General features: G+C 66.5%; 9 protein-coding genes. All 9 read right to left on the bottom strand.

The window, feature by feature from the left end:
- On the bottom strand, positions 1–736 hold a 736-nt coding region (locus AC1DKV_RS24290; RefSeq protein ID WP_477138176.1), incomplete at its 3' end, for a PLP-dependent transferase.
- Positions 737–858: 122 nt separating this feature from the next.
- Positions 859–1,476 carry a hypothetical protein gene (locus tag AC1DKV_RS24285; RefSeq protein ID WP_477138178.1) on the bottom strand — a complete coding sequence of 206 codons (618 nt, stop codon included), beginning with the start codon at positions 1,474–1,476 and terminating at the stop codon, positions 859–861.
- 34 nt (positions 1,477–1,510) lie between these two features.
- Positions 1,511–2,695 (bottom strand): beta-ketothiolase BktB, encoded by a 1,185-nt coding sequence (gene bktB / locus AC1DKV_RS24280; RefSeq protein WP_477138175.1) that lies wholly within the window; start codon positions 2,693–2,695, stop codon positions 1,511–1,513.
- 103 nt (positions 2,696–2,798) lie between these two features.
- Positions 2,799–4,178 carry a 30S ribosomal protein S12 methylthiotransferase RimO gene (gene rimO / locus AC1DKV_RS24275; protein WP_477138174.1) on the bottom strand — a complete coding sequence of 460 codons (1,380 nt, stop codon included), beginning with the start codon at positions 4,176–4,178 and terminating at the stop codon, positions 2,799–2,801.
- Positions 4,179–4,410: 232 nt separating this feature from the next.
- The gene (locus tag AC1DKV_RS24270; protein WP_441616027.1) at positions 4,411–5,391 is read right to left on the bottom strand and encodes a tRNA dihydrouridine synthase; all 981 of its coding nucleotides are present in this window, start codon (positions 5,389–5,391) and stop codon (positions 4,411–4,413) included.
- A 463-nt stretch (positions 5,392–5,854) separates the two neighbouring features.
- On the bottom strand, positions 5,855–6,406 hold the full coding sequence (phaR, locus tag AC1DKV_RS24265; protein WP_006155938.1) for a polyhydroxyalkanoate synthesis repressor PhaR: 552 nt from the start codon (positions 6,404–6,406) through the stop codon (positions 5,855–5,857).
- A 427-nt stretch (positions 6,407–6,833) separates the two neighbouring features.
- Complete coding sequence (locus tag AC1DKV_RS24260) at positions 6,834–7,574, bottom strand: 3-ketoacyl-ACP reductase (RefSeq protein ID WP_477138173.1); 741 nt, start codon at positions 7,572–7,574, stop codon at positions 6,834–6,836.
- Positions 7,575–7,692: 118 nt separating this feature from the next.
- Positions 7,693–8,874, bottom strand: a complete 1,182-nt coding sequence (locus AC1DKV_RS24255; RefSeq protein WP_477138172.1) for an acetyl-CoA C-acetyltransferase — start codon at positions 8,872–8,874, stop codon at positions 7,693–7,695.
- A gap of 76 nt (positions 8,875–8,950) precedes the next feature.
- A complete protein-coding gene (gene phaC / locus AC1DKV_RS24250; protein ID WP_477138171.1) occupies positions 8,951–10,747 on the bottom strand; it encodes a class I poly(R)-hydroxyalkanoic acid synthase in 1,797 nt (598 codons plus the stop codon).
- Between the last annotated feature and the right edge of the window lie 28 nt (positions 10,748–10,775).

Genomic DNA, 10,775 nt, shown 5'->3' with positions numbered 1-10,775 from the left:
TGGTGCGCCTGATACGGTCGTGGAGCTTGTCGTCGCAGGTCAGCACCGCGCCCATCAGCACGTCGCCKCCGCCSGACTGGTACTTGGTCAGGGCCTGCACCGAGATGTCGATGCCCTTGTCGAAGGGCCGGAAATAGACGCCCGCCGACCAGGTATTGTCGATGGCCGTGATCACGCCGCGCGCCCGCGCGGCAGCGACGATGGCCTGGGTGTCGGGAATTTCCATGGTCACCGAACCCGGCGACTCCATCCAGATCAGTTTCGTGTTCGGGCGGATCAGGCCCGCGATGCCGGCGCCGATCATCGGATCGTAGTAGCGCACCGACACGCCGTAATCGCGCGCCAGCCATTCGCCGTGCTCGCGGTTGGGGCCGTAGACGTTGTMGGGGACCAGCACGTCGTCGCCCGACTTGACCAGCGCGAAATACACCTGCGAGATGGCTGCCAGGCCAGACGGCAGCAGCAGCGTATGACGCGCGCCTTCGATCAGTGCGAGATGCTGGCAGAGTGCTTCGCTGGTCGGCGTGGCGTGCAGGCCGTAGCGCCAGTAKGTGGTGGCGCCGTCGCCGTGCGCGCGCAGTTCCGCCAGGTTGCGGAACACCACGGTGGAGCCGCGGTGCGTGGGCGGCGAGAACGAAGCAAAGCCGGGCGCGATATCCAGCTCCGGCTGGACGGCCACGGTTTGCAGGAAGGCGGAATGGGAGCCGGACGGCTCGGGCGGCTTGCGATCGGACACGATGGTTCMTTGTCTGGCAGTGACTCGATGAGCCTTCGAGCTTACCAGCATTCGGGCATGCGTTGGCCTGAAGCGCCTTGCCGGTCCCTTTGCTGTCCGCCCCTTGCCGTCCTGCCTTGGGCTTACCAGCCCGAGATCGACGATTTTGGCGGCGGCGGCGCGTAAGTGACGCCGCTGTTGGGCGTCATGTCGAACGGCGGGATCACCAGCGTGCCGAGCGGCCGGATCATGAAGGGCAGATTGATGGCCGGGTTGGCCGGATCGGTCCAGTTGCCGCGGACGACGCCAGCGCCGTCGATGGCGCCTTMCCAGTTGCCGGTGACGCGGGTGCCGTCGCTGGACTCTTCCATCAGGAAGGCCCCGTTCTCGTACTCGCCGGCGAGCAGGCGCACRCCGCCGCCGCGGCCCACGCTGTATTCGCCATGCACGCTGTCGCGCTCGTCGGACTTGGGCCCGAGCCGCAGGCGCACCGGCTGGTCGCCCAGCGTGCCTACGTAGACCGGCAGCGACGCGTATTCGGGACGCGGCGACAGGGGCCTGGGCGCGGCGCCCGTGGAGAGCTGCGTGCCCCGCCTGGTCTCGCCTTCGCGGATCGCCTGGTTGATGCCGAAGCCCTGGCTGGCGCCGTCGGCCGCGCCGGCGGTGCTGGTGGACAACTCGGTGCCGCCGGCGGCCAGCGCAGCGCCGCACAGCGCTGCCGTGGCCAGGCCGGCCGCGAGCAGCCGGGCCGGCGCCGGCAAGGACAGGAGATTCGCTAGGCGCCGCAAGTMAGCCTCAGATGCGCTCGAAGATGGCCGCGATGCCCTGGCCGCCGCCGATGCACATGGTCACCAGTGCATAGCGGCCCTGCACGCGCTGTAGCTCGTACAGTGCCTTGACGGTGATCAGGGCGCCGGTGGCGCCGATCGGGTGGCCAAGCGAGATGCCGGAGCCGTTCGGGTTGACCTTGGCCGGATCGAGGCCGAGCGCCTTGCTGACGGCGCAGGCCTGCGCGGCGAAGGCTTCATTGGCTTCGATAACGTCGAGGTCGGCCACGCTCAGGCCGGCACGCTCCAGCGCCTTCCTGGTGGCCGGCACCGGGCCGATACCMATAGTCTTCGGGTMGACACCGGCATGCGCATACGAAACCAGGCGCGCCAGCGGCTTGAGGCCACGTTTTTCGGCAACGCCGCGCTCCATCAGCACCACGGCCGCGGCGGCGTCGTTCAGGCCCGAGGCATTGCCCGCGGTCACCGTACCGTTTTCCTTGACGAAGACCGGCTTGAGCTTGGTCATGTCGTCGATGGTGGCGTCGTGGCGGACATGCTCGTCGGTGTCGAAGGTCACGTCGCCCTTGCGGGACTTCAGCGTGACCGGCAGGATCTGGTCCTTGAAATAGCCGGCGCGGATGGCCGCCGAAGCGCGGCGGTGCGATTCCAGCGCGGTCTCGTCCTGCTGGCTGCGGCCGATGTCGTATTCCTTGGCCACGTTCTCGGCGGTCACGCCCATGTGGATGCCGTGGAACGGGTCATGCAGCGCGCCCAGCATCATGTCGAGCAGCTTGGCGTCGCCCATGCGCGCGCCCCAGCGGGCCGACTGCGCCAGGTACGGCGCGCGGCTCATGCTCTCGGCGCMGCCGCCGATGGCCACGTCGGCATCGCCCAGCATGATGGTTTGCGCAGCGCTGACGATGGCCTGCAGGCCGGAGCCGCACAAGCGGTTGACGGTCAGCGCCGGCGCGTCGGTGCTGACGCCACCCTCCACTGCCGCCACCCGGCCCAGGTACATGTCCCGGGGCTCGGTCTGGATGACATTGCMGAACACCACATGGCCGACCTCGTCGCCGCCGACCTGCGCGCGGGACAGTGCCTCGCGCAMGACCATGGCGCCCATCTGGGTCGGGGAAAAGTCCTTCAGGCTGCCGCCGAAGGTACCGATCGCGGTCCGCACGCCGCTCACCACCACCACTTCACGTGTCATCTTGTGTCTCCTGGGCTGATGTTGCAGCGCACAGTATAGCGGCGCGCCGGGGAAAGCGAACGATCGTACTTTTACCTATCCAGGCTTGGCCGCCGGAATCCGGTCAGACTTCGCCCCACAGGTCGTGACCGTCGGCGCCGGTGATCTTCACCTCGACGAACTCGCCGACCCTGTAGCGCCGCGCGGCGCCGGCGGGCGGGTCGATATAGACCAGGCCGTCGATTTCCGGCGCATCCGCGGCGGAGCGGCCGATACCGCCGTCCTGGTTGATCTCGTCCACCAGCACCCGCAGAGTCTGGCCCACCTTGCGCTGCAGGCGGCGCGCGGAGACCTCCTCGGCCACTTCCATGAAGCGGGCGCGCCGTTCCTCGCGCACTTCGTCGGGCAAGGCGCCCGGCAGGTCGTTGGCGGTGGCGCCATCCACCGGCGAGTAGGCAAAGCAGCCCACGCGGTCCAGCTCGGCCTCGGCGATGAAGTCGAGCAGCGTCTGGAACTCTTCTTCCGTCTCGCCGGGAAAACCGGCAATGAACGTGCTGCGGATGGTCAGCTCGGGACAGATCGCGCGCCAGGCGCGGATGCGGTCCATGGTCTTCTCGGCATTGGCCGGGCGCTTCATGCGCTTGAGCACGTCCGGGTGCGCATGCTGCAGCGGCACGTCCAGGTAAGGCAGCACATGGCCCWGCGACATCAGCGGGATGATCTCGTCCACGTGCGGGTACGGGTACACATAGTGCAGGCGCACCCAAGCGCCGTACTGGCTGGCCAGCTCGCCCAGCGCCGCCACCAGTTCGGTCATGCGGGTCTTGAGCGGACGGCCGTCCCAGAAGCCGGTGCGGTACTTCACGTCCACGCCGTAGGCGCTGGTGTCCTGCGAAATCACCAGCAGTTCCTTCACGCCCGACTTGAACAGGTTTTCCGCCTCCAGCATGACTTCCGCCACCGGGCGCGAGACCAGGTCGCCGCGCATCGACGGGATGATGCAGAACGAGCAGCGGTGGTTGCAGCCTTCGGAGATCTTCAGGTAGGCGTAATGCTTGGGCGTGAGCTTGATGCCCGCGGGCGGCACCAGGTCGGTAAACGGATCGTGCGGCTTGGGCAGGTGCGTGTGCACCGCCTGCATCACTTCGCCMAGCGCGTGCGGGCCGGTCACGGCCAGCACCTTGGGGTGCACCGAGGTGATGATGTCCTCGCCCTTGGCGTTCTTCTTGGCGCCCAGGCAGCCGGTCACGATGACCTTGCCGTTCTCGCTCAGCGCCTCGCCGATCGCGTCCAGGCTTTCCTGCACCGCTTCGTCGATAAAGCCGCAGGTGTTGACCACCACCAGGTCGGCACCGTCGTAGGTGCCGCTGATGGCATAGCCTTCGGCGCGCAGCTGGGTGATGATCTGTTCGGAGTCGACCAGGGCCTTCGGGCAGCCGAGGCTGACGAATCCCACATTTGGAATACGGTCTTTGTTAGTCGTTGATTCTGCAGGGTTTTTCACGGTTACTTCCAAATGTGGGGCGTGCCGGGCGGGACATGGCCGCCGGGCGGTACGAAGCCAATCGCGCATTTTAACCGTTCGGCAACGTTTGCCGGCGACTGGCGCCGCACATCCGCGCCTGGCGTGCAGGTCCTTGAGGCTTAAGGTACCCGTTGCTCGCCGGCTGCCGGCTGCCGGAGCCGCGCGGCGCGTCAGCGCGGCGGCTCGGTGTGTTCCGCAGGTGTCACCGATCTCACGCCCGCGCGGATAACGCCGCCGGCGAGAGCGCCATGGCGCTCTCGATGACCTCGCGCACCTCGCGCGAATCCTGCATGCGCCGGATCGCGTCGTGCAGCTCGGCAGCCTGCGGCCAGGTCCGCTTCAGATAGCTGAGCCACAGCTTGACGCGCCCGTGCTCATGACAGGAGGCGATGCGGTCCTGCAGTTTCCTCAGATAGTCGGCGATATGGCGGAGCACGAGCGGCCATTCCTCGGCGCAGGCCGAGCGCTCCATCAGTCCGCGTATCCGCAGGGCCAGGAAAGGATCGGACACGGCGCCCCGGCCGATCATCACGTCGGCGCAGCCGCTCACGGCCCGGCAGCGCTCCCAGTCATCGACGGTCCAGACCTCGCCGTTGGCGATGACGGGCACGTCCACCGCGGCATCGATCCGCGCGATCCACTCCCAGTGGGCTGGCGGCCGGTAGCCGTGATCGCGGGTTCTGGCATGCACGACGATGGAGGCCGCGCCGCCTTCGGCCAGCGCGGTGGCGCAGTCGATGGCCAGCGAGGTATCAGACACGCCCAGCCGCATCTTTGCCGTCACGGCGATGCCGGCGGGCACCGCGGCGCGCACCGATGAAACGATACGGTTCAGCAGCCCCGGATCCGCCAGCAGCATGGCGCCGCCGCCGTGCCGGTTGACGAGCTTGGCGGGGCAGCCGAAGTTCAGGTCAAGACCATGCGGCGACAGCGTAGCGGCCTGGGCGGCATTGCGTGCCAGCCACTCGGGATCACTGCCGAGCAGCTGGATCACCATMGGCGTGCCGCCGGGTGTATGGCCGCCGTCGAGAACCTCGGGGGTATCCCGCTCGTAGACGCGATCGGGAAGCAAGGAGCCCGTCACCCGGACGAACTCAGACACGCAGCCGTCGTACCCGCCCGTGCCGGTCAGCACGTCGCGCAGCACGTAGTCCGCCAGCCCTTCCATGGGGGCAAGGAACAGCCGGCTCATGCGAAAGCCGCCGCCGCTGGGCAGCGCTTCTGCCGGCGCCCAGCCGGAAGACCGGAGAACGGGCAAGCGGCGCCTGGAACGGGCCTGGCCGCGGCGGCAAGCGCGTGGCGAATGTCTGGGAATTCGGGGGGCATTGCGATTCGGGCTTTGCAGGCGAGTCCGCAAAATGAATCGCCACATTTGTGATGGATGGCCGGCGCGGGATTCCGCGCGTCAGCCGAATAGGCGTGATTTTAACCGATTGCCCGTGGGGCCCCAGGCGACGGGCCATGGGGAGCGGCATCGAGTCGCCAGCCAGGCGGCGAAAGCGATCAGGAGTCGACGCCATAACACGACGCCACCACACGGCGCGGCACTGGCCGTATCCACCGTGCGGGCACGCCGCGCCCCCGCGAACGGGAGCRGGCGAAAGGGGGCGAAAGGGGGCGAAAGGGGGCAGGCAGGAAGCCGGTGAACGCCCGCCCTACTTCTTGTCGGGCTGGTTGAACGGGAACGTGCCGAACATGTTCTTGGCCTGGCTCTGCATCTGTTCCTGCATCTGCACGAACAGGTTCTTGCTCTGCTCGATGTAGTTGCTCATCATCCCCTGCATCATCGGGCCCTGCATGTTCATGAACTGGGACCACATGTCCGGGCTGAACGGCTCGCCCGAGTACAGGCCCTTGGAGTTCTCGGCCAGCTTGCTCTGGATGTCGATGAAGGCCTGGATATTCTTTTCCAGGTAGGTGCCCATCATGCCCTGCATGGCATGGCCGTAGTAGCGGATGATCTGCGAGAGCATCGAGCTGGAGAACATCGGTACCCCGCCGGTCTCTTCTTCCAGGATGATCTGCAGCAGGATGCTGCGCGTGAGTTCGTCGCCCGACTTGGCGTCGATMACCTTGAAATCCTCGGTGTCCATCACGAGCTGCTTGACGTCGGCCAGCGTGATGTAGGTACTGGTTTGCGTATCGTAGAGCCGGCGATTTGGATACTTCTTGATCAGTCGCTCTGCGCCTTTCTTGGTGGTAGCCATCGGTGCTCTATCCTTTATCGTCGCTGTTGCATGCTGCTGCACCGCATGCTGTGCGGTGCGCAATGGGAACCGGCAGCGGGGGATGCAACGTGTTTGACCTGCAACGCATGATCTATTTTGGTGCGGGCAAGCCGCTGCCCTGATTCTATGCCCAACAAGGCACTATTGAAAGCCGGAGCCTTTAAGGAAAACCCGCACGGGGCAACGGATTGCGGGAAGTCAGACGGCAAAGACCGCCGTTTGCAGCGCAGCGTTGATGCAGTGCGGGCGGTGCGATGCAATATCCGCGACCGGAGGGCATCCGGCCGCCCCGCCCTGTGCCGGTCGCGTTACGCCAACCGGCCTTCGCCCCAAAAGAAAGAGCCCTCCTGAGAGGGCCCTGCAGAGCAAGAAAGGCCACCCCGCACAAAGAGGTGGCCTGCCGGACTCAACCCATGTGCAGACCGCCGTTCAGCGAGAAGTCCGCACCGGTCGCGAAGCCCGACTCGTCMGAGGACAGCCATGCGCAGATCGACGCGATCTCCTCCGGGCCGCCGAGGCGCTTGACGGGAATCGTGCCGACGATCTTGTCCAGCACATCCTGGCGGATCGACTTGACCATGTCGGTGGCGATATAGCCCGGCGACACCGTGTTCACGGTCACGCCCTTGGTCGCCACTTCCTGTGCCAGCGCCATGGTGAAGCCATGCAGGCCAGCCTTGGCGGTGGAATAGTTGGTCTGGCCGAACTGGCCCTTCTGCCCGTTGACCGACGAGATATTGACGATGCGGCCGAAACCGCGGTCGGCCATGCCGTCGATGACCTGCTTGGTCACGTTGAACAGCGAGGTCAGGTTGGTGTCGATCACCGCATCCCAGTCGGCGCGCGTCATCTTGCGGAATACCACGTCGCGGGTGATGCCGGCGTTGTTGATCAGGATATCGACTTCGCCCACTTCGKACTTGACCTTGTCGAACGCGGACTTGGTCGAATCCCAGTCGGCAACATTGCCTTCGGACGCAACGAAATCGAAGCCCAGAGCCTTCTGCTGCTCGAGCCACTTCTCGCGGCGCGGCGAGTTCGGGCCGCAACCGGCCACCACCTTGAAGCCTTCCTTGGCCAGGCGTTGGCAGATGGCGGTTCCGATGCCGCCCATGCCACCCGTTACGTATGCAATGCGCTGAGTCATATCTACTCCTTGATGGCTAATTGTTATTTAAGCTGGCGGCGGGAAAAGCCTTCGCGCCGCCGGCACACCCCTCTGATAGGCCAGTCCGCCACGTATCGCGGGCCGGCCGTCCGCTTCCTTACTTGCGCTCCACCGCGAGCGCCACGCCCATGCCACCGCCGATGCACAGCGAGGCCAGGCCCTTCTTGGCGTCGCGGCGCTTCATCTCGTGCAGCAGCGTGACCAGCACGCGGCAGCCCGACGCACCGATCGGGTGGCCGATGGCGATKGCGCCGCCATTGACGTTCACCTTGGAGGTATCCCAGCCCATCTGCTTGTGCACGGCCAGGGCCTGCGCGGCGAAGGCTTCGTTGATCTCCATCAGGTCCAGTTCTTCCACGCTCCAGCCGGCGCGCGACAGGCAGCGCTTGGATGCCGGAACCGGACCCATGCCCATCACCTTCGGATCGACGCCGGCGGTGCCGTAGGCGCGGATGGTCGCCAGCGGAGTCAGGCCGAGTTCCTTGGCCTTGGCCGCGGACATCACCACCACGGCGGCGGCGCCGTMGTTCAGGCCCGAGGCATTGGCCGCGGTGACCGAGCCGGCCTTGTCGAATGCCGGCTTGAGGCCGGACAGGCCGTCCAGCGTGACACCATGACGCACGAACTCGTCGGTGGCGAACTGCACCGGATCGCCCTTGCGCTGCGGAATCGGCACCGGGACGATTTCCTCGTCGAAGCGGCCGGCCTTCTGGGCGGCTTCGGCCTTGTTCTGCGAAGCGACCGCGAACTCGTCCTGCGCCTCGCGCGTGATGCCGTATTCCTTGGCCACGTTCTCGGCGGTGACGCCCATGTGGTACTGGTTGTAGACATCCCACAGACCGTCGACGATCATGGTGTCGACCAGCTTGGCATCGCCMATGCGGAAGCCGTCGCGCGAGCCCGGCAGCACGTGCGGCGCGGCGCTCATGTTCTCCTGGCCGCCCGCCACCACGATCTCGGCATCGCCGGCGGCGATGGCGTTGGCGGCCAGCATCACGGCCTTCAGGCCGGAGCCGCACACCTTGTTGATCGTCATGGCCGGCACCATCACCGGCAGGCCTGCCTTGATCGCGGCCTGGCRCGCCGGGTTCTGGCCGGAGCCGGCGGTCAGCACCTGGCCCATGATCACTTCGCTGACCTGCTCGGGCTTGACGCCAGCGCGCTCGAGTGCAGCCTTGATGACGATGGCGCCCAGCTCCGGCGCGGGGATCTTGGCGAGCGAGCCGCCGAACTTGCCAACCGCGGTACGGGCAGCGGATACGATGACAATGTCAGTCATTGGGAGGTCCTCTCGAGGTAAATGCGTGAAATGAGTGAATCAGACCGGCGCCGCACGGCGCCGGCACGGACGAATCTCATGCCTTGGCCTTGACGTAGCGGCCGGGCGCGGGCTCGATGGCGCGATAGTCCTTGTTGCCGTAGTCGGCAGGGGCGGCCTTGCGCGCGCCGGCATGCTTGGCCAGCCAGGACGCCCAGTCCGGCCACCAGCTGCCGGCATGCTCGGTGGCATCGGCCAGCCATTCCTGCGCCGAGGCAGCGACCTTGTCATTGGTCCAGTGGCTGCGCTTCTTCTTGGCCGGCGGATTGATGACGCCCGCGATATGGCCGGACGCGCCCAGCACGAAGCGCACCTTGTTCTCCAGCAGCCCGGTCGAGGCATAGGCCGACGTCCACGGCACGATGTGGTCCTCGCGCGAACCGTAGACATAGGTGGGCACGTCGATGCTGCCCAGGTCCACCGGCGCGTTGCACACGGTCAGCTTGCCCGGCACCTTCAGTTCGTTCTGCAGGTAGGTGTGGCGCAGGTACCAGCAGTACCAGGGGCCCGGCAGGTTGGTGGCATCGCCGTTCCAGAACAGCAGGTCGAACGGCACCGGCGTGTTGCCCTTGAGGTAGTTGTCGACGACGTAGTTCCACACCAGGTCGTTGGGACGCAGGAAGGAGAAGGTATTGGCCAGCTCCACCCCGCGCAGCAGCGCGCAGGGCGTGCCCGCGGCACCGCCGAGGGTGGCCTCGCGCAGCGCCACATGCGCCTCGTCGACAAAGACATCCAGCACGCCGGTATCGGCGAAATCCAGCAGCGTCGTCAGCAGCGTCAGGCTGGCCGCGGGGTGCTCGCCGCGCTGGGCCAGCACCGCCAGTGCCGTGGCGACAATGGTGCMGCCGACGCAGAAGCCGAGCACGTTGATCTGGTCCTGGCCGCTGATCTCGCGCGTGACGTCGATGGCGCGGATGGCCGCGTGCTCGATGTAGTCGTCCCAGCCCAGCTCGGCCATCGATGCGTCCGGATTGCGCCAGGACACCATGTAGACCGTATGGCCCTGCGCCACCATGTAGCTCACCAGCGAGCTTTCCGGCTGCAGATCGAGGATGTAGTACTTGTTGATGCAGGGCGGCACCAGCAGCAGCGGACGGGCAAACACCTTGTCGGTGGTGGCCTTGTACTGCAGCAGCTGGAAGTAGGCGTTCTCGTAGACCACCGCGCCTTCGGTGACCGCCACGTTGCGGCCCACTTCGAAAGCGGATTCGTCGGTCTGCGAGATCTTGCCGCGGCCCAGGTCGTCGAGCATGTTGCGCACGCCGGCACGCAGCGATTCCCCGCCCGATTCGATCAGCCGCTTCTGCGCTTCCGGATTGGTGGCGAGGAAGTTGGCCGGCGACATGGCGTCGACCCACTGCGAGACCGCGAAGCGGATGCGCTGGCGCGTCTTGGCGTCGGCTTCCACCGCGTCCGCCAACTCGTTCATGGCGCGCGCATTGATGAGGTAGAAGGCGGCCGCGTAGTGGAAGGCCGCGCTGCTGCGCCAGGCCTCGCCGGCGAAACGKCGGTCGCGCAGGGCCGTCGAGGGATTGCCGCCCCCCTCGGCCATGCCGCGCCACAGTTCGCTGAAGTCCTTCATGTAGCGCTGCTGGATGTCGGCAAGCTGGTMGGGCGCGAACTTCACGCCCGCCAGGGCGGAACCCGCCAGCGCCTCCAATCCAGGCAGGCCGGGCATGCCCTGGGGCATTGCCGCGCCGTTGCCGTTACCGTTGGCCTGTGCCTGACGGGACCATGCCAGCCATGCAGCTGGATCGAATGGCCCCGGTGCAAATGAAAACGGTTGGGACTTGTCTTCCTTGGCGGAAGCTGCCGCACCTTTGCCGGTTGCCATGATGTTTCGTCTCTCTGCCGTCACTTAT

It is taken from the genome of Cupriavidus sp. 05T41 (assembly GCF_056396525.1).
Note: the sequence above shows the minus strand (reverse complement) of the source record. Positions and strands in the feature narration are given on the sequence as shown.